The organism is Streptomyces sp. NPDC058401, assembly GCF_042722885.1.
Classification (GTDB): Bacteria; Actinomycetota; Actinomycetes; order Streptomycetales; family Streptomycetaceae; genus Streptomyces.
This window is the reverse complement of sequence record NZ_JBHXKA010000018.1, coordinates 33,123-51,548: the sequence shown is the minus strand read 5'-3', so window position 1 is coordinate 51,548 and position 18,426 is coordinate 33,123. Positions and strand designations below refer to the sequence as shown.

Below are 18,426 nucleotides of genomic sequence, written 5' to 3'. Positions count from 1 at the left end.
GTCCCGTCCCGCTGTCCCGGTTGCCGTCCCCGGCGCCCGGCCATCGCCCCGGCGCCGCCCCCGCTCTGCCGTCGCCCCGAGGAGCAGTCATGACCCGCGCCGCGAAGGCCGTTTACGCCGTCCTCGCCACCCTCTTACTGGCCGCGCCGGCGCCGGCCGTCACCGCGTCGGCGAGTTCGGAGCCGGGCCGCGCCCAGGCCCGGGACCGTACCCCGGCCCTCGCCCCGGCCCCGACCCCCGAGGTCAGACCGACCCCCCGGGCGGCCGGCGTACGGGGCCTGGAGATAGCCGTCCCGGCCTACGTCTGGGCCAATGACGCGATGCTCGCCGATCTCACCGCCACCAGCCCGGCCGCCTCGGTGGTGGTCCTCAACCCGGGCAACGGCGACTCCCCGTTCGACGCCCCGTGGCGGGCCCGCGCCGACGTCCTGCGCACCGGGACCACCGCCACCGGCGAGAGGACCAAGGTGCTCGGCTACGTCCACACCGACCACGGAAACCGCGACATCGCCGCCGTGAAGGCCTCCGTGGACAACTACCTCAAGACTCCCGACGGCCGCCTCCACGTGGACGGCATCTTCTTCGACGTGGTCAGCCGCGACTGCGGCCCGGACAACGCCACCCGCGACCACTACGCGGAGCTCCGCCGCTACGTGCAGGACACCATGGAGGCCCTGGCCCCCGGTGCGTCGGACCTGGTCGTCAACAACCCCGGTACGGCCATCGCCGACTGCTACCTGGAGCCCGGCCGCCGCACCGCCGACGTGTTCGTCACCTTCGAGGACACGTACGCGGCCTACACGGGCGCCGGCTGGCTCGGCGGCAACGTCTTCAACGCAGCCACCGGCTACCGCTCCGGCGCCGAACTCGACCCGAGCGGCACCGCGTTCTGGCACCTCGTACACGACGTCCCCGACGCCCCCGTGATGCGCGCGACGCTCCGCACGGCCTTCGAACGCGGCGCGGGCTACGCGTACGCCACCAGCGCGCAGATGCCCAACCCCTGGAACGCCCAGCCCGCTTGGAAGTACCGCGCCCAGACCTCGTACGCCTCAACCCTGGGCTGAGCCGCCCTCCGTCCACCCGGCCGCGGGCACCTCGACCGCGGGGGCCTCGACGGCGGTGATCTCGACGGCGGTGATCTCGACGGTCCGGCCGTCGGGGTCCACGAGCCGGTGGCGCCCCGGGGCGAGCGGCGGCCGCACCGCGGCCCCGTCGACGGCCAGCCCGAGCCGCAGGGCACCGGAGAGACACTCGCCGGTGGCGGGGTAGAGCTCGAGGACCGTGCCGTCGGGGAGGACGGCCGCGTAGTGCTCCGGCCCGCGGCCGTGGCGCTCCGCGGTGAACGCCAGGCCCAGGTCCGCGTAGAACCGGCGGCAGTCCTCCACCCGCGGTGTGTACAGAACGAGGAGTGAGAGCCGGGTCGTTGAGTCCATGCGGCCCAGCCTACGAACCTGCGCGGTTCTAGGAGCGGCCGAGGTCCTCGTGGACGTCGTGCTCCGGGCGGTGGGCGAAGCGCCACAGGACCTGTGCGACCCGGAGGAGGAACACCGTCGCGGCCAGGACGCCGCCCGCCATCGCCAGGGTCCGGTCGGTCGTGGGGGAGAGGTCGAAGGCCAGGACGGGCACGTACAGCGCCGCGAAGGCGAGTCCGGCCGCGAACACGCCGCTGACGAAGGCGAACACGATCTCGATGGTGACCGCGTCCCGGTCGGCCTGGCTACGTCGCTCCATGGGCGCAGTCTCGCCGCCCGGGCCGCACCACGGCAAGGGCGCCCCGGCGCGGTCCAGGGGTCAGATTCCAGCCGTTTCCACCCAGAGCCGGGCCAGTTCCACGTCGCCCGTCACGCCCGGTCCCGTGAGCGGCTGCCGGTTCCACAGCGCCGAGTAGAGCCAGGAGGCCTCGCCCGTCAGCGTGCAGTCGGCCTCCGCGCCGTCCGTGCCGTCCGTGCCGCAGGAGTCCCCGCGTACGGTGCGCGCCGGCTCCGCCGACAGGTGCACGGTCCACACCGCGCCCGTGTCGGAGGCCCGTACCCGCATCACCCGCGGCTCCGCCGTCCGGACCCGGCTCTGCGGCCGCGCGTGGAAGCCGGTCAGCAGCTCGTCCACCCCGTCCTGCGCGAAGCCGGGGTCCACCGTCCCGAAGGGCACCCCGAGCGCCGCCTCCGCGTCCATCCGGTGCACGGTGGTCTCGTGCGCCTGGCGCCGCGCCCAGAAGGCCAGCGGCGAGGGCGGCGCGGTCGGCAGGAAGGTCCAGCACCGTGCGTCGGCCGATGTGCCGGTCAGGGTCCGCACCAGCGTGGCGTGGCCCTCGCGGAACCAGGCCAGCAGTTCGGCGCCCACCAGCTCCGGCGCCTCCGGGAACGGCGCCCGCTCGGTCAGGCCCTGTGCCACGTACCCGGTGGCCCAGCGGTGCACGGAGCCCGTGTGGCGCAGCAGATCGGCGACCCGCCACTGCGGACAGGTGGGCACCAGGGCGTCCGTACCCGCCTGTTCGGCGATGCCGGCGAGCTGCTCGCCCTCGCGGGCCACGGTCTTCACATAGCTGATGATCTCCATGCCGGGAGTCTCGCAGCCGTCCGCGGGGCGCACAACGAAGGATGATGGAGGTCACGGAGCTGGTCGCGGAGGAGGTTGCGGAGCAGGTGGCGGAGGTCATGGGGGACCCGGAAAGGGAGGACCCGGACACGGAGCACCCGGGTGGTGAGCTCTTCCCGCGCGAGCGGGCCGAGATCGTGCCCGGGGCCGTGCACGTGCCCGACTGGCTGGGGCCCGGGCGGCAGCGGGAGTTGGTGGAGGCCTGCCGGGAATGGGCCCGCCCGCCCGCCGGGCTGCGCACGGTGCGCACGCCGGGCGGGGGAACGATGACCGCCCGGCAGGTGTGCCTGGGGCTGCACTGGTACCCGTACGGATACGCGCCCACCGCCGTCGACGGGGACGGCGCTCCGGTCAAGCCGATGCCCGACTGGCTCGCACGGCTGGGACGCAGTGCCGTGGCCGCCGCGTACGGGCAGGATCCGGAGCAGGGCCTCGCCTACGACATCGCCCTGGTCAACTTCTACGAGGGCGACTCCCGCATGGGCATGCACCGGGACGCCGAGGAACGCTCGGAAGCCCCGGTGGTCTCGCTGAGCCTGGGTGATTCCTGCCTCTTCCGCTTCGGCAACACCGCCTCGCGCGGGCGTCCGTATCGGGACCTTGAGCTGCGCAGCGGGGATCTGTTCGTCTTCGGCGGGCCCGTCCGACGGGCCTTTCACGGGGTGCCGAAAGTCCTGCCCGGGACCGCTCCGCCGGGCCTCGGGCTGACCGGGCGGCTGAACATCACGCTCCGGGTCGGCGGGCTCGGCTAGCGGGCGGCGTCCTCGACGCCCCGATCATGCGAGGATCGCTGTCATGAACGGCAACGGGGCCCCGCGGCGGGTGGGGGATGTGACCACGGTGTCCGCTGGGACGGGCGGTACGGACGGGATGCACGGCGCGGACGGGACCGGCAGGACCAGCGCGGCCGACGGTGCCGGTACGGCCGAGGGATCCGACCAGGCTTCGGCAACGGCCTCGGCTCCGGCAACGGCCTCGGCTCCGACAACGGCCTCGACAACGCCCTCGGCTCCGGCAACGGCCTCCGCCCCCGCCACGCCCCCGCCGTCCGCGGCAGCCGGCTCCGCACGGACCAAGCTCGAGCGGGGCCGGGGCGCGCTCGGCCCGGCGCTGGAGCTCGTCCACACCGGCCGGGCCCCGACCCGCGCGGTCCTGACGGCCGAGCTCGGTGTCACGCGTGCCACCGCGGGCGCCGTCGCCGCCGAGCTGGAGGCGCTGGGCCTGATCCGCGTGGACTCCCGCCCCGGCGGGGCCGGCGGAACCCAGGGCCGCCCCTCGCACCGGCTCTCCGTGGACGAGAACGGCCCGGTGGCCCTGGCCGCGCAGGTGCACTCGGACGGGTTCCGGGCCGCCCTGGTGGGCCTCGGCGGCCGGATCGTCGCCACGGCTCCCGGAAGGGTGCCGGTGTCGGCCGACCCCGCACAGGTACTCGGCGCGGTCGTCGAAGCCGGGGCCGCGCTGCTCGCGCAGACCGGCCGGCGCTGCATCGGCGCCGGGCTCGCGGTGCCCTCGGCGGTCGCGGAGCCGGAGGGCACGGCCCTGAACCCGCTGCACCTGGCCTGGCCCGCCGGTTCCCCCGTGCGGGCCATCTTCGCCGACTGCGTGAAGGAGGCCGGCATCGACGGCCCGGCGCTGACCGGCAACGACGTGAACCTCGCGGCGCTCGCCGAACACCGGCACGGCGCCGGCCGCAGCGCGCAGCACCTGCTGTGCGTGGCCACCGGGCACCGCGGGGTCGGCGGGGCGCTCGTCCTGGACGGCCGTCTGCACAGCGGCAGTTCGGGCCTGGCCCTGGAGGTCGGCCACCTCACCGTGAACCCCGAGGGGCGCGCCTGCCACTGCGGCAGCCGCGGCTGCCTCGACGTGGAGGCCGACCCGCTGGCCTTCCTCACCGCCGCCGGGCGCACCCCCGGCCCGGAGGTGTCCCTGCTCCAGCAGGCCCGTGACCTGCTGCGCGAGGAGTCCGCGGATCCCGGGGTGCGGGCGGCCACCGAGGAACTCATCGACCGGCTCGGCCTGGGGCTGGCGGGCCTGGTCAACATCCTGAATCCGGACCGCATCATCCTGGGCGGACTCCACCGCGAGCTGCTCTACGCGGACCCCGAGCGGCTGCGCGCGGTGGTCGCGGACCGCAGCCTGTGGGGGCGCAGCGGCGGCGTGCCGATCCTGCCGTGCACGCTCGACCACAACAGCCTGGTCGGCGCCGCCGAGCTGGCCTGGCAGCCGGTACTGGACGACCCGCTCGGGACCCTGGGCGCGGCGGCCTGAGCCGCCGACGGCCGCCGCGGGCGGCTGCGGCGGCCGGAGCCTACCCGGGCCTGGCGCCGACCGAGGCGGTCACCGACAGGCCTGCCGGGACCGGCTCGGGGGGTGCGGCGACGGGCAGGGCCGGCGCAGGGTCCCGTACGGCCTTGGTCTCGGGCTTCTTGGGTTTCCCGGGCTTCTCGGACAGGTGCACCGGCCGCTCGGCCAGGAGCACCGGGTGGCGTTCCGGCGCGGCCGGGCCGGGGGCGGCGCGCAGGGAGAACCACACCACCTTGCCCGGGCAGTCCTCCTGCTGCCGGGCTCCCCACGCCTCGCTGAGGGCCTCCACGAGCGCGAGCCCGCGGCCGGAGGTCTCCAGGGCGTCGACCGGGGAACTGCCCGCGGGACAGACGGCCCCGGCGGCCGGGGGATCCCCCGTGGTCGCGGGATCCCCCGCGGCCGTGCGGTCCCCGGGGTGCCGGAGCATCGGGAGCCGGGGATCGCTGTCGTAGACGGAGACGGTCAGCCGGCCGAGGCGCAGCTCGATCTCGACCGTGCAGGTCTTGTCCGGCTGCGCATGACGGTGGACGTTGCTGAGCAGCTCCGTCACGCCGAGCGCGGCCCGGTCTATGAGCGGATCGAGCTGCCAGTGGCGCAGTTGCGCCGAAACGATTCTGCGGATCTGTCCGATCCGCAAGGGCAGGGCCTGCAGTTCGACGACGCAGTGCCTGCGGGAATGACTGATCACGGCTGCGACTCCCCGACATCAGTGTTACGGGTGCTGCACCCTCGGTGACGCCTCCCCAGGGTCACCCACTGTGGGCCTGTGTGCAACCGAACGCGATCGAAAGCGATCCGCATGGATACCCAAAGTGACCGTTTGTGCAGGTGAGGGGGGTACATTGCAAAAGCGGGCGGCGAACGGCGAAGAGGCGCCGGGCCGGCCGAGCACTCGGGGACATCGGGACATTCAGGGCATACGAAGGAGTACGGCGCATGAGCACCACCGGTACGACCGCCACGACCATCGACGTCGACCGCAGTGACGCGGACTACCGCGCGTGGCTGAAAGAGGCCGTCCGCAAGGTGCAGGCGGACGCGAACCGCTCGGCCGACACGCACCTGCTGCGCTTCCCGCTCCCCGAGGCCTGGGGCATCGACCTCTACCTCAAGGACGAGTCCACCCACCCGACGGGCTCCCTCAAGCACCGCCTCGCCCGCTCCCTGTTCCTCTACGCCCTCTGCAACGGCTGGATCCGCCCCGGCCGCCCCGTCATCGAGGCCTCGTCCGGTTCCACCGCCGTCTCGGAGGCGTACTTCGCCAAGCTGATCGGCGTCCCGTTCATCGCCGTCATGCCGCGCACGACGAGCCCCGAGAAGTGCCGGCTCATCGAGTTCCACGGCGGCGAATGCCACTTCGTCGACGACTCGATGAAGATGTACGAGGAGTCCGCCGAGCTGGCCGCCCGCACCGGCGGCCACTACATGGACCAGTTCACGTACGCGGAGCGGGCGACGGACTGGCGCGGCAACAACAACATCGCCGAATCGATGTACCAGCAGCTGCGGTTGGAGCGTTACCCCGAGCCCACCTGGATCGTGGCCACGGCGGGCACCGGCGGCACCTCCGCGACGATCGCCCGCTACGTGCACTACATGCAGCACGACACCCGCATCTGCGTCCCGGACCCGGAGAACTCCTGTTTCTTCGACGGCTGGACCCGGGGCGACCCGCACGCGACCAGCGACTGCGGCTCGCGCATCGAGGGCATCGGCCGGCCCCGGATGGAGCCGAGCTTCGTCCCCGGCGCCATCGACCGGATGATGCGGGTCCCGGACGCCGCGAGCGTCGCCGCGTGCCGTGCGGTGGAGCAGGTGATCGGCCGCAAGGCGGGCGGTTCCACCGGTACCGGGGTGTGGAGCGCACTGAAGATCATCTCGGAGATGGTGGCGGAGGGCCGCACGGGCAGCGTCGTCACCCTGCTCTGCGACGGCGGCGAGCGCTACCTCGACAAGTACTACTCCGACGCGTGGCTGGCGGAGCAGGGGCTCGACATCGCCCCGTACGCGCGGACCCTCGACACCATGCTGGCGACCGGCATCTGGAGCGAGCCCATCGGCTGAAACGTTTCCCTGGCCGGTGCCCGATCCGCTGGCTACGCTGTGCTGACTTTGGGGCGCGGGTCGGTGCGGGTCGGTGTGGTGCGGGTCGGGGTGGGGGAGCCATGGCGGAGTTCACGGACGGCCGTTTGGGCGGCAGTACGGACGGCGTTACGGACGGCTGTACGGGCGTACGGGCCCAAGGCGGGGGCGGCGAGGGCTCGTTCGCCTGCCCCCGGTGCGGCCGGGAGGACCGGGTGCTCGGCGTGTCCGCCGCGTACCTGCGGGCCAAGGCCAAGCTGAGCTTCGAGACCAAGGGCGGCGAGGACGACACCGTCACGACCCGCGAGGAGAACTCGGCGCTGGCCAAGGCCCTCGCGGTCGCCCCGGACGAACCGGACGACGGCACCCTGGGCTGCCTCGGGAGCCTGCTCGTCCTGGTGTCGATCGGCGCCTTCATCTGGGGCGCGATCGCGGGGAAGTGGTTCGACGGAGAAACGACCCCGCGGTTCTACGGGGGCGACGGCGACCTCCCCTTCGGGGTCGAGGACCCCACGGCCTACCTGGGCTGGATCTCGGCGGCCTCACTCGTCCTGGGCCCGCTCCTGCTGGCCCTGTCGGGCCGGGCCGTACGGGCCTGGCGCCGCCGGACCGCACCGGGCCGGGCGGCCGCCGACCGCGTCTGGGCGGAAGCCTGGTACTGCGGGCGCTGCGGCACGGTCCACTTCCCCGGCGAACGGGCCGTGAGCCTGCAGGAGTTCCGCACCCGGGTCTGGACGGCGGGCGGCTACGGGGACCTGGTGGTGCGGCACCCCGCGGTCTGAACGGTGACGCGGCCGTAGCGGGAATCCCTTAGGCGCGGTGGCACCTGCTGCTTACGCTGTGCGGACTTTGAACACGGAGCGGCATCGGGGGCACCATGGCCGGCATCGGGTACAACAGGCCGGAACGGGACGCCCGGACCCGGGGCCAGGTCCCGCCGCCGCAGGTCGCGGACGCCCCGGCTGCGGACGCCGGCTCGCTTCCCGTGTGCCCCGGGTGCGGGCGGCCCGACGAAGTACGAGCGGTCCAGGCGGTGTTCCTGGAGGGACACCGCAACGTCCGCGTGGAGACCGGCCGCGGCAGCGAACACCGGACGTACACCCGGGAAGTGGTCTCCCGCCTGGCCCGGGCCCTTGCGCCCACCCCGCCCACCCCGTCCGTCCAGGGGCGCGGCTGCCTGGGCGCGGTGCTGGTGCTCGTGTCGATCGGCACCTTCCTGGCCGGGCACTGGTTCACCGCGGAGTCCCGGCCGGAGTATCCGTACCCGGGGTGGAACGAGGCCTCCGGCCCGGAGGCGGACCTGCTCTTCCTCGGCGTGATCTCGGCGGTCGCCCTGCTGGGTGCCCTCGGCCTCTTCGCCGCGGTCGTCCGGGCCAACCGGGCGTACGGCGCCCGGGTGCGGCCCGGGCTGGCCGCCGCTGAGCGGGTCTGGCTCCAGGGCTGGTACTGCGGGCGGTGCGCCAGGGTTCACTTCGACGGCGAACGGGCGGCTCTGACCCTGCACGAGTTCCGCCTCCGCGTCTGGACCGCCGGAGGCTACGGCGACCTGGCCGAACGGTACCGGGGCGTCGACCAGATCGTCGGCATCCGCCCTGACGGGACCTCCTGACGGCACCTCCTGACGGGCGCCCCCTACTGATCCGCCCCGCGCCTGCGCTGCGCCAGCCGCAGGTCCAGCGCGCGGACCGCCGAGCGGAAGGAGTGGCCCAATCCCGGCCGGGCCGCGGCGAGGGCGAGGCGCACCGCGGCCGGGCCGTCCGCGGCGAAGGTCCACTGGACGTGGGTACCGGAGCCGGAGGGGGTGAGGCGCCACTCCTCCAGCAGGGCGCGTATGCCGGGTGCGTTGGTCTCGTCGACCCGGTACGCGTAGCGGCGCTCGGGGTCCGCGGCCATGATCGTCTCCTGGAACCGGACTCCGCCCATCAGCCGGACCTCGCGCCCGGCGCCGCCGTGGGTGGGCCGGGCCAGGGTGACGGCACGGAACCAGCTCGGCCAGCCCTCGACCTCCTCGGCCAGCGCCCGGTACACGTCCTCGGGAGCCGCCGTGGTCCGGCCGGCGAAGACCAGGCGGGTGGGGGCGACCTCGATGAAGTCCAGACCTACGGGGCGGAGTCGGCGGGCCATGGCGGCACTCCCTCGGTTCGGCGGGCGAACGGTGGCATCCGGCGGGCTGTCACCCTAGCTGTCGGTCCGTCAGTTGTCCGCCACGGGGTGACGAACCCGTTTCGCCGACCGGGCCCCGGCCGGGACAATGCCGTACATGCTTATCAGAGCAGCGCACATCGACGAGCTGTCCCTCCTTCAGGACATCGAGCGGGCCGCCGGGGAATGCTTCCGGACCATCGGCATGCCGGAGATCGCCGACGACGAGCCGCTTCCCCTGGAGGAGCTCCTCGGCTACCGGAAGGCCGGGCTGGCCTGGGTCGCGGCCGAGGATCCGGGCACGGGGACGGGGACGGGGGCAGGGGCAGGGGCAGGGACAGGGGCAGGGACAGGGGGCAGGACGGGCACCCCCGTCGGTTATCTCCTCGCCGACCGGGTCGACGGGAACCTCCACGTCGAGCAGGTGTCCGTGCATCCGGACCGCGCCCGCCGCCGCATCGGACGGTCCCTGCTGGAACACCTCGCGGAACGGGCCCGGGCGGAGGGCGCCCCCGCGCTGACCCTCACCACCTTCAGCGACGTGCCGTGGAACGCCCCGTACTACGCCCGGTGCGGATTCCGGACCCTGGACGAGAGCGGCCTCGGGCCCGGACTGCGCGACATCCGGGACCGGGAGGCCGTGCACGGGCTCGACCGCTGGCCCCGGGTGTGCATGCGCCGGGACCTGTGAGGGGCGGACGCCGCGGTCAGAGGTCCGGGAGGTCCGCCGGGTAGAGCAGGGTGAGATCGTCCTTGCTCGGCTCGGACAGCTGCGCGACCCGCCCCGCGTGCCGCTCGACCATCGATTCGAAGGTCTGGCGGGCCGTGCGGCCGTTGCCGAAGGCGGGCCCCTTGGGCAGGTCGGTGAAGTACGTCAGCAGCGCCTCGGAGGTCTTCTCGCCGAGCAGGTACTCGTGCTCCTCGGCCTGCTGCTCCACGATCCGCAGCAGCTCCCCGGGGCCGTAGTCCCCGAAGGTGATGGTGCGGGAGAAGCGGGAGGCCACGCCCGGGTTCACGGTGAGGAAGCGGTCCATCTCCGCCGTGTACCCGGCGACGATCACCACCACCGCCTCCCGGTGGTCCTCCATCAGCTTCACCAGCGTGTCGATCGCCTCGCGCCCGAAGTCGCGGCCCGAGTCCTCGGGCGCCAGCGCGTACGCCTCGTCGATGAACAGCACCCCGCCGCGCGCCCGGTCGAAGGCCTCCTGCGTGCGGATCGCGGTGGACCCGATGTGCTCGCCGACCAGGTCGACCCGGGACACCTCCACGAGGTGGCCCCGCTCCAGCACCCCGAGGGAGGCCAGGATCTCCCCGTACAACCGGGCCACGGTGGTCTTTCCGGTACCGGGGGAGCCGGTGAAGACCAGGTGGCGGCGGACCGAGGCGGCCTTGAGCCCCGCCTGCTGCCGGCGCCGGCCCACCTCGATCATGTCGGTGAGCGCGCGGACCTCGCGCTTGACGCTGTCCAGCCCCACGAGCGCGTCGAGGTGTCCGAGCACCTCGACCGAACCGCGGGCCGCGGGCCGCCCGGTACCGGCGGCGTCCGTCTCGTCGGCCGGCCGCTGGCCCGGCACCCGCTCGGCGGTGCCCACCGCCACGGGGTCCGGCAGCGCCGACACCGTACGGATCCCCGCACGCTCCCCGGCCGCGGCGAGGCCCGCACCCGAGCCGGCGCCCGCGCCCGCTCCCGCACCGGAGGCGGACCGGGCGGCGAGGCGCGGTCCGGACTCGTCGCTCGTGCAGTCCTCGGCGACCGGGCCGTCCTCCGCGAACTCGTAGCCCCCGCGCGCGCAGCGCTCGGTGTGGCAGCGGTGCAGGGAGGTGCGGCAGCCGTCGATGACGTGGAAACCGAAGCCCGCGCTGCCCGTGACCCGGCACGCGGTGAAGGTGCCGCGCCCGCCCGCGGACACGTAGAAGCCGGCTTCGGCGGGGGAGCTGACCGTGCACCGCTCTAGCGCGGGATCCGCACCCTTGGTGACGATCACGCCGGTCTGCACGGAGTCGATGGTGCAGTTGGCGAGGGTGCCGCCGCTGCCGTGGTCGCGGAACCAGGCGCCGGTGGCGGCCTCCCGGATCCGGCAGTCGTCCAGCTGGGCCGTCGCACCGTCGCTCACCGACACGGCGGTGTTGCGCACCTGGGAGATGTCGCTGTCCACGACGTCCACCCGGGAGCCGCGGTCCAGGACGAACAGTGCGTCCGGTACGTCGTGCACCCGGCAGGAGTCCAGCGAGACCGCGGCTCCGTCGCTGATCCAGACGGCGGGGTAGTCGCCGGTGCTGTCGTGGATCTCGCAGGAGTCGGCGACGACGCGGGTGCCCGGATCCCACACCGACAGGCCGTTGCGGCCGAACCGGCGGACGCTGGTGCGGCTGAGCGTGAGCACGGAGCGGGAACGCAGGTCCACCGCGTTCTCCGGGATGTCGTGGATGTCGCAGCCGGCGAGCGTGAGGACGGCGTCCGTGTCGAGGGTGACCCCGTCGGCCGAGGTGCGGTGGACCGCGCAGTCGGTGAGCACGGCCGTGGCCCGGGCGGCGATCTGCACGCCCGCGCCCTTGATCTCGTAGACCTCGCAGCCCAGCGCCTCCAGCCCCGAGCCGTCGCCGGTCACGGCGATGCCGGCGCCGGTGGCGTGGTGGATCCGGCAGCGCTCCAGCCGGGGGCGGCCACCGCCGCGCACGGAGACCCCGGTCTGCCCGGCGGCCACCACCTCGCAGTCCGCGAACACCCCGCCGCCGCCGTCCAGTACGGCGATCCCGATCCCGGCCGGATTCTCCACCGTGCAGCGCCGGACCAGTGGCCGCGCGCCGCTCCCGCGGACCTCGATGCCGGCCGCCGAGCGGGTGCTCACCCGTACGTCGGTGAGCTCGGGGGCGCCGTCCTCGACGAGGAGCGCGGGCGCCGTGGGGTCCTGGCCCTCCAGATGGAGGTCCTGGATGACGGCCGAGGCGCGGACCGTCAGCGCGACCCCGTCGAGCGGTGCGATCCGCACCGAACCCAGCGAGCCCTCCGGACCGCGCAGGGTCACGGCGTGGTTCAGCACCAGATTCTCCCGGTAGGTGCCGGGCGCGATGGACAGGACGTCGCCGTCACCCGCCACGGCCAGCGCGGCGGTCAGCGTCGGATAATCACCGGAGCGGCGACGCCACCGCGAGGAACCGCCGTGCGTCACCTGGACCGTGCCCTGAGCCATGGTGCTGTCGTGCCCCCACCCTCGTGTTCCGTAAGTCCGCCTGCTGGTCGGAGCAGCGGCTCCGGCGCTCCACCGTAGCGCGCGCGGGGCCGGTGAGTTGCCAGGTCAGCTGCCCGCATCCGCCCGGCCCCAGTCCGGCCCCGCCGCGGCCCACGCGCGGTCCAGCCGGATGTACCGCCGATGCATGAGCCTTCGTACGACCAGACGTCTGAGCGTCTCCACGAGCGCGGCGATGCCCAGGGCCGCCGCGAGCCCCGCCGTGCCCGCGTGGAAACTGGCGGAGGAGGGGTCGAGGGGCTGTCCGACGAGCCGGCCGTGCGTATCGGTCCATATGCGGAACCGGTCGCCGGGATGCGGGGGTTCCTCCGCGGCCGGCACCGTGCCCTGGTGGTTGCTGCCGTCGGGCGCCGTCCACGATGCGACGATCTGCGTCCGCTGCGGGGCCTGGCGCTGCGCCGCCGGCTCGGTGGCCGCGCCGAGGAGCGGATCCGGTGTCGGCCGGACCACGACCGCCGGTACGAGATGGCGCTCCTGCCGCTGTTCGCGCGCGGCCCGCTGCAGGGTGCCGTCCACCCGCAAGCCGGCGGCCCAGCCGACGGCCGGAGCCACCAGCAGGACGCACAGCAGTGCCGCGAAGGCCACCCACGCCTCGAATAGATCCGTCTGGCGGCGCAGCGGATTGCGCCGCCAACGCCACACTCCCATTGCTGTCCGCACGGTCCGGCTCCCCCTACTTGTGCCAGTCTGCGCCTGCCTGCCGTCCCAGCCTCCCGCATGCCCCGGCCACCCGCATTCCGGGACGCGCGAGACGTGCGTCACCCGATCCGGTACTCACGTCCCGAACGTTCCAACGGGCAGGCGGGGGCGGTTGGTTCCAGGGTGACGCGAGAGCCCCTCGAAGGTGTCATTCCGGGTGGTCTCACCGGCCCTGGCAGGGGTGCGGTGCGGACGCGGTCACGCCGGGCGGTCACACGCCGGGCAGTCACGTCACGCCAGGACGTCCACCTCGTCGCCGACCCGCACCGTCCCCAGCCGCACCGGGACCAGCAGCCGCCCGAAGGCCAGCGACTTCCCGATCCGCCGGTGCCTGGCCAGGGTCTGGAGCGGCTCCTTGCCGCGGAGCGCCGTGGTCTGGTCGGTGGTCGTCACGATGCAGCGCCCGCACTCGCGCGCCCCGCGGAAGACGGCGTCGCCGATCGCGATGCGCTCCCAGCCGTCCTCGGCCCACGCCTCCGCCCCGGACACCACCACGTTCGGGCGGAACCGGTTCATCGGGAGGGGACCCTCGTCCGGATGGCCGCCCTCGGAGATCAGCGCGTTGAGCGCGTCGAGCGACGCGAGGGTGGTGATCAGCAGCGGATAGCCGTCGGCGAGGCTCACGGTCTCGCCGGGCAGCGCGTACTGGGGATCGACCGGCCGGCGGACGGCCGGGTCGTCCAGGTGCACCAGGTGCGCCGGTACGCCCAGGTACGCGGTGAACCACTCGGCGGCGGCCTGCGCCGCCGCCACGGTCTCGATCTTCTTGCCGAAGAGCACCACCGGCTCCAGCGGACCCCGCCCCGGGACCTCCACCGTCAGATCCGCCATGCCCGGCGCCGAGACCTCGAACCCGCCGCCCCCCAGCGGCCGGGCCCGCGCCAAGGCCAGCCTCGGCTGCTGGCGTTGGGTGATGACCGCGCCCTCCCCGTCCACCACCGCCCACCGGCGGTCACCGGACAGACCCCAGGGCTCCACGGCCACCTCGTCGGGTGCCGTCCCCGCCACCGATTTGACGGGATGGACGTGGAGCTCCTGGACACGCAGTTTCGCCATGGGGAAATACTGCCAGCCGTCCTCACGGACTCCGCGGCTACCTCCTCCGAGGGGGCCGGCCGGCCGCGGCGGTCAGTAACCGCGTCCCTGCGGCTGGTACGGACGCCCGTACGGGTCCTCGAACGAGGCGGCCGGGACGGGCGCGGGCTGAGCCTGCATCGGACGCGGCGCGGCCGGGCGCATCGCCTCGTACCCGGTGCCCGTGGCGACCGGCCGGGGCTGCTGCGGCTGGGGCTGCGGAACGTAGCCCGTGCGGGCCGCGAACGGCTGCGGCTGCGGCTGCTGCGGAACGTACGGCACCGGCGCCTGCTGGAGCGGCATCGGCATCGACATGGGCTGCGGCATCGGGGGCATCTGCTGCATCTGTTGCATGTGCGGCATCTGCTGGGGCGCGGCCTGCTGCTGGTACGGGTACCCGTAGGCCGGGGCCTGCTGCTGTTGCTGCGGGCGGGCGGGCGGCAGCGCTGCCGGGAGGGCGGGGAGCGCGGACGCGAGGGCCGGGAGGTACCCACCGCTCGAGTAGCCGGCGCTCGGGGAGTCGTAGGCGGCGGGGACGCGGATCGGGGCGATCTGCGGGGTCCCGCGTTCGGCGACGAGGGAGTCGTAGATAGGGGTGTCCGGGAAGGAGGGCGCGGAGTAGTAACCGCCGCCATAAGTGGAGCGGGGGGAGGTCATGGACCTAAGTTAAGCCCACGACTTCACCGGGTCCATAGCGAGGTTCCGTCAACACCGCCCTGACCTGCATATTCGCAGGTCAGGGCCACAGCTTTCACTTCACGTTCACGTGCACGATTTGGCCACTTCCGCCCCGTCTTGCTCCTACTCGTACTCACCGGTTGGGTGTTGCACGGATGGGGCGTCGCCGCGGCGCTGACGGGGCGTCACAACCCCGTGACCTCGGACGACGTGAAGTTGACGCTTGGAGTCCGGTTTCAGGCGTCGCCGGGGCGGGCATAGGTACGGCCCTTCCACGCCGCACCGCGTCCGCGGTAGTGCTGCACGGCCGAGTCGACGGTCATCAGGAGGTAGAGCAGCGCGGTGAGCGGGAGCAGCGGTGCGAGGGCCGCCGGCTGGCGGTAGTAGCGCAGCATCGGCAGGTACGTGCCGGCCATCAGCAGCCAGGCCAGGCCGCCGGCCCAGGCAACGGCGGGCCGCCCGGCGGCGAGTCCCGCGAGGAGCGCGGCCGGCGGCACGAGGTAGACCAGGACCAGCCCGGCCACCGTCCCGGTCAGGAGCACCGGCTGGTGGCGCAGTTGGGCGTAGGCGCTGCGGGAGACCATCCGCCACAGGTCCGCGAGGGAGGTGTACGGGCGCACGCTGTCGACCCGCTCCGCGAGGCCGAGCCAGATCCGCCCGCCGGTGCGCTGCACGGCCCGGGCGAGCGAGACGTCGTCGATGACGGCCTGCCGGATCGACTCCGGGATCCCGGCCCGCACGGCCGCCCCGGTACGCAGCAGGACGCACCCGCCGGCGGCTGCCGCGGTGCGGGCGGCGGGGTGGTTGATCCAGCGGAAGGGGTAGAGCTGGGCGAAGAAGTACACGAAGGCCGGAACGATCAGCCGCTCCCAGCCGCTGACGGCCCGCAGCCGGGCCATCTGGGAGACCAGGTCGAGATCGGCCGAGGTGGCGGCGCAGACCAGCTCGCGCAGGCTGTCGGGTTCGTGGGCGATGTCGGCGTCGGTGAGGAGGAGGAAGTCGGGACCGGGGTTCGGGTTGGGGCCGACCCCGGAGCGGGCATGGGCGATGCCGTGCCGCAGGGCCCAGAGCTTGCCGGTCCAGCCCGGATCGGGCTCGCCGGGGGAGAGGACCGTCAGGGGCAGCCCGGGGTGCGCGTCGGCGAGGCGCCGGGCGAGGGCGGCCGTGCCGTCGGTACTGCCGTCGTCGACCAGGATGATCTCGGCCTCGCCGGGATAGTCCTGCGCGAGGAGCGAGGGCAGGCTGAGCGGCAGCACCTCGGCCTCGTCCCTGGCCGGGACCACGATCGCGACGGACGGCCAGCGGGCAGGGGCGTGCCGGGGAGGCAGGCGCGTATCGGTCCGCCAGAACATGCCTTGGCCGAGGGTGAGCCAGAGCCAGACGGCGAGCGAGGCGCACGCGGCGACGAGGAGGTAACCCATCCCGGCAGTCTGCCGCGAGCGGCGCCGCGGGAGCCGCGGGACACCGGCGTTCTACGTCCCGGGTCGGGCCGGGGATCCGCTCCGGGCCGGGCCGGGGATCCGCTCCGGGCCGGTGCGGGCCCGGGCTGCCCGGCTGTCCGGGCCCTGCTGCGCCCGGGTGTGCGCAGCGTCGGGGAAGGCGTGCGACGTGGGGTGTGGCGGTGCTGTTGCCTCGGGTGGGGTGGGGGGATCGATTAGGGTGACCAAGTGAAGATCGCCCTTATGGACTCCGGTATCGGCCTCCTCGCGGCGGCCGCCGCGCTGCGGCGGCTGCGGCCGGACGCGGAGCTGGTGCTGTCCAGCGACCCCGACGGGATGCCCTGGGGTCCGAGGACCCCGCAGGACCTCACCGGGCGGGCACTCACCGTCGCGCGGGCCGCCGCCGCGCACCGGCCGGACGCGCTGATCGTCGCCTGCAACACCGCTTCCGTGCACGCGCTGCCCGCGCTGCGCGCCGCGCTGGAGCCGTCGATCCCGGTCATCGGGACCGTACCGGCGATCAAGCCCGCCGCGGCCTCCGGAGGGCGCGTGGCCATCTGGGCCACCCCCGCCACCACGGGCAGCCCCTACCAGCGCGGCCTGATCCGCGACTTCGCCGACGGGGTGCGCGTCACCGAGGTGCCCTGCCCCGGGCTGGCCGACGCCGTCGAGGCCGGTGACGAGGCCGCCGTCGTACGGACCGTCGCCGCGGCCGCCGCGCTGACCCCGGCCGACGTCACCGACGTGGTGCTCGGCTGCACCCACTACGAGCTGGTCGCGGCCTCCATCCGGGCCGCCCTCGACCGGCGCACCGGCGGCGGCGCGTACGTCTTCCACGGCTCCGCCGAGCCCGTCGCCGTCCAGGCACTGCGCCGGCTCGGCGCCCGCCCGGAGCCCGGCCTGCCGTACACAGGCGGCCTGACCGTCCTGCTCAGCGGCCGTCCCGGCACGCTCCCCGCAGCCGCTCTCGGGTACGCCGAAGGCCGTCTGCTGGCCGGGCACGGGAGCGCCGAGGAAGCGGTTGGCGAAACCGTCGGAGGATCCGTCCCGGGGTGACTCGATCCCCGGGCGCGCGGACTTCGTAGCGCCCGTGAAAGGGTCCGCCCCGCACCCGGCGCCACGCCGCTGACCGTACGCGCGCGTCGGCCGGGAGGCACGGCGGTCAGCTGAACGCGCGGCGGTAGGCGTGGGGGCTGACCCCGGTGGTGCGCTTGAAGCGGTCGCGGAAGGCGGTGGGCGAACCGAAGCCGACCTGGGCGCCGATGCGTTCGACGGAGTGCTGCGTGCTCTCCAGGAGGTGCTGCGCCTGGCGGATGCGGGCGCGGTGGAGCCACTGGAGCGGGGTGGTCCCGGTCTGTTCGCGGAAGTGGCGGATCAGGGTCCGCGTGCTGGTTCCGGCGCGGGCGGCGATGTCGGCGAGCGTGAGGTCGGAGGCCAGGTTCGCCTGCAGCCAGGCGAGCAGGGGTTCCAGGACGGACCCCCGTGGCGTGGGCGCGTGGTCGTGCACGATGAACTGCGCCTGCCCGCCCTCCCGCTCCAGGGGCATGACGGACAGCCGGGCCGCGTCGGCGGCGACCGCCGAGCCGTAGTCCCTGCGGATCATGTGCAGGCACAGGTCCAGGCCCGCGGCGGCGCCGGCCGAGGTGAGGATGCGGCCGTTGTCGACGTACAGGACGTCCGGGTCGACCTCGATGTCCGGGTAGGTGGCGGCGAGGAGGTCGGCCGCCATCCAATGGGTCGTCGCCCGCAGGCCGTCGAGGAGCCCGGTGGCGGCCAGCGGGAAGGTGCCCGAGCAGATGGAGGCGATGCGCGTGCCCTGCCCGGCCGCCGCCAGCAGCGCGGCGCGGACGGCGGGGGAGAGCGGGGCCGTGGGGACGTCCGTACCGGGCACGATGATCGTGTCCGCGCCCTGGAGTCCCTCCAGCCCCCACGGTGCGCGCAGGCTGAAGGAACCAGCGTCGACCTCCGGCTGCTCCGCGCACACCCGGATCTGATAGCCCGGGCGGCCGTCCGGCAGGCGGGTACGGGTGAAGACCTCGATCGGGGTGGACAGATCGAAGGGGATCACCCGGTCCAGGGCGAGGACGGCGACGGTATGCATGACCAGAACCTACCTGGTCGCCGGGCCGGTCGGCGCGGTCGCGGAAGCCTCTTTCCACCCT

At 74.1% G+C, this 18,426-nt stretch carries 19 protein-coding genes; 8 read left to right on the top strand and 11 right to left on the bottom strand.

The annotated features are described in order from the left end of the window. Nucleotides 1–89 precede the first annotated feature (89 nt). On the top strand, nt 90–1,067 hold the full coding sequence (locus ACFWNV_RS09600; protein WP_383943085.1) for a spherulation-specific family 4 protein: 978 nt from the start codon (nt 90–92) through the stop codon (nt 1,065–1,067). On the opposite strand, the gene ACFWNV_RS09595 is transcribed toward ACFWNV_RS09600, so the two are convergent. From ACFWNV_RS09595 to ACFWNV_RS09585, 3 genes are read right to left on the bottom strand one after another with little or no spacing between them, the layout of a single operon-like run. Then, complete coding sequence (locus ACFWNV_RS09595) at nt 1,053–1,436, bottom strand: glyoxalase/bleomycin resistance/dioxygenase family protein (RefSeq protein WP_383943082.1); 384 nt, start codon at nt 1,434–1,436, stop codon at nt 1,053–1,055. The genes ACFWNV_RS09600 and ACFWNV_RS09595 overlap by 15 nt on opposite strands. A gap of 28 nt (nt 1,437–1,464) precedes the next feature. Beyond that, a complete protein-coding gene (locus ACFWNV_RS09590) occupies nt 1,465–1,734 on the bottom strand; it encodes a DUF6332 family protein (RefSeq protein WP_383943079.1) in 270 nt (89 codons plus the stop codon). Between the two features lie 60 nt (nt 1,735–1,794). Next, nucleotides 1,795–2,559 (bottom strand): maleylpyruvate isomerase family mycothiol-dependent enzyme, encoded by a 765-nt coding sequence (locus tag ACFWNV_RS09585; protein WP_383943076.1) that lies wholly within the window; start codon nt 2,557–2,559, stop codon nt 1,795–1,797. A 98-nt stretch (nt 2,560–2,657) separates the two neighbouring features. Between ACFWNV_RS09585 and ACFWNV_RS09580 the strand changes: the two genes are divergently transcribed. Then, complete coding sequence (locus ACFWNV_RS09580; protein WP_383943183.1) at nt 2,658–3,350, top strand: alpha-ketoglutarate-dependent dioxygenase AlkB family protein; 693 nt, start codon at nt 2,658–2,660, stop codon at nt 3,348–3,350. A 43-nt stretch (nt 3,351–3,393) separates the two neighbouring features. Beyond that, nucleotides 3,394–4,866: an ROK family protein gene (locus ACFWNV_RS09575; RefSeq protein ID WP_383943073.1), complete on the top strand. Its 1,473-nt coding sequence runs from the start codon at nt 3,394–3,396 to the stop codon at nt 4,864–4,866. 40 nt (nt 4,867–4,906) lie between these two features. On the opposite strand, the gene ACFWNV_RS09570 is transcribed toward ACFWNV_RS09575, so the two are convergent. Next, the gene (locus ACFWNV_RS09570; protein WP_383943070.1) at nt 4,907–5,590 is read right to left on the bottom strand and encodes an ATP-binding protein; all 684 of its coding nucleotides are present in this window, start codon (nt 5,588–5,590) and stop codon (nt 4,907–4,909) included. A 248-nt stretch (nt 5,591–5,838) separates the two neighbouring features. On the opposite strand from ACFWNV_RS09570, the gene ACFWNV_RS09565 reads away from it, so the two are divergent. From ACFWNV_RS09565 to ACFWNV_RS09555, 3 genes are all read left to right on the top strand, one after another. Beyond that, nucleotides 5,839–6,966: a PLP-dependent cysteine synthase family protein gene (locus tag ACFWNV_RS09565; protein WP_383943068.1), complete on the top strand. Its 1,128-nt coding sequence runs from the start codon at nt 5,839–5,841 to the stop codon at nt 6,964–6,966. A 101-nt stretch (nt 6,967–7,067) separates the two neighbouring features. After that, nucleotides 7,068–7,766, top strand: coding sequence for a hypothetical protein (locus tag ACFWNV_RS09560; RefSeq protein ID WP_383943066.1), 699 nt, complete (start codon nt 7,068–7,070; stop codon nt 7,764–7,766). Nucleotides 7,767–7,861: 95 nt separating this feature from the next. Beyond that, nucleotides 7,862–8,593 carry a hypothetical protein gene (locus ACFWNV_RS09555; RefSeq protein WP_383943063.1) on the top strand — a complete coding sequence of 244 codons (732 nt, stop codon included), beginning with the start codon at nt 7,862–7,864 and terminating at the stop codon, nt 8,591–8,593. Between the two features lie 23 nt (nt 8,594–8,616). Here the strand turns inward: ACFWNV_RS09555 and ACFWNV_RS09550 are convergent, their stop codons facing one another. Beyond that, nucleotides 8,617–9,108, bottom strand: a complete 492-nt coding sequence (locus ACFWNV_RS09550) for an SRPBCC family protein (RefSeq protein ID WP_383943060.1) — start codon at nt 9,106–9,108, stop codon at nt 8,617–8,619. Between the two features lie 136 nt (nt 9,109–9,244). On the opposite strand from ACFWNV_RS09550, the gene ACFWNV_RS09545 reads away from it, so the two are divergent. Beyond that, a complete protein-coding gene (locus tag ACFWNV_RS09545) occupies nt 9,245–9,817 on the top strand; it encodes a GNAT family N-acetyltransferase (protein WP_383943057.1) in 573 nt (190 codons plus the stop codon). A gap of 16 nt (nt 9,818–9,833) precedes the next feature. Here ACFWNV_RS09545 and ACFWNV_RS09540 read toward each other — a convergent pair whose 3' ends face one another. The 5 genes from ACFWNV_RS09540 to ACFWNV_RS09520 all read right to left on the bottom strand — a co-directional run bounded on the left by ACFWNV_RS09540 (nt 9,834) and on the right by ACFWNV_RS09520 (nt 16,246). Continuing rightward, nucleotides 9,834–12,317 (bottom strand): right-handed parallel beta-helix repeat-containing protein, encoded by a 2,484-nt coding sequence (locus tag ACFWNV_RS09540; protein ID WP_383943055.1) that lies wholly within the window; start codon nt 12,315–12,317, stop codon nt 9,834–9,836. A gap of 105 nt (nt 12,318–12,422) precedes the next feature. Further along, nucleotides 12,423–13,022 carry a hypothetical protein gene (locus ACFWNV_RS09535; RefSeq protein ID WP_383943052.1) on the bottom strand — a complete coding sequence of 200 codons (600 nt, stop codon included), beginning with the start codon at nt 13,020–13,022 and terminating at the stop codon, nt 12,423–12,425. A 282-nt stretch (nt 13,023–13,304) separates the two neighbouring features. Continuing rightward, nucleotides 13,305–14,129, bottom strand: a complete 825-nt coding sequence (locus tag ACFWNV_RS09530) for an MOSC domain-containing protein (RefSeq protein WP_383943049.1) — start codon at nt 14,127–14,129, stop codon at nt 13,305–13,307. Nucleotides 14,130–14,201: 72 nt separating this feature from the next. Beyond that, nucleotides 14,202–14,804 (bottom strand): DUF6643 family protein, encoded by a 603-nt coding sequence (locus ACFWNV_RS09525; protein WP_383943046.1) that lies wholly within the window; start codon nt 14,802–14,804, stop codon nt 14,202–14,204. 257 nt (nt 14,805–15,061) lie between these two features. Continuing rightward, nucleotides 15,062–16,246: a glycosyltransferase gene (locus ACFWNV_RS09520; protein ID WP_383943043.1), complete on the bottom strand. Its 1,185-nt coding sequence runs from the start codon at nt 16,244–16,246 to the stop codon at nt 15,062–15,064. A gap of 246 nt (nt 16,247–16,492) precedes the next feature. Here ACFWNV_RS09520 and ACFWNV_RS09515 point away from each other — a divergent pair, with 246 nt between their 5' ends. Further along, nucleotides 16,493–17,320 (top strand): glutamate racemase, encoded by an 828-nt coding sequence (locus tag ACFWNV_RS09515; protein WP_383943041.1) that lies wholly within the window; start codon nt 16,493–16,495, stop codon nt 17,318–17,320. 106 nt (nt 17,321–17,426) lie between these two features. On the opposite strand, the gene ACFWNV_RS09510 is transcribed toward ACFWNV_RS09515, so the two are convergent. Beyond that, entirely contained in the window at nt 17,427–18,365 is a 939-nt protein-coding gene (locus ACFWNV_RS09510) for a GlxA family transcriptional regulator (protein ID WP_383943038.1), read from the bottom strand. Between the last annotated feature and the right edge of the window lie 61 nt (nt 18,366–18,426).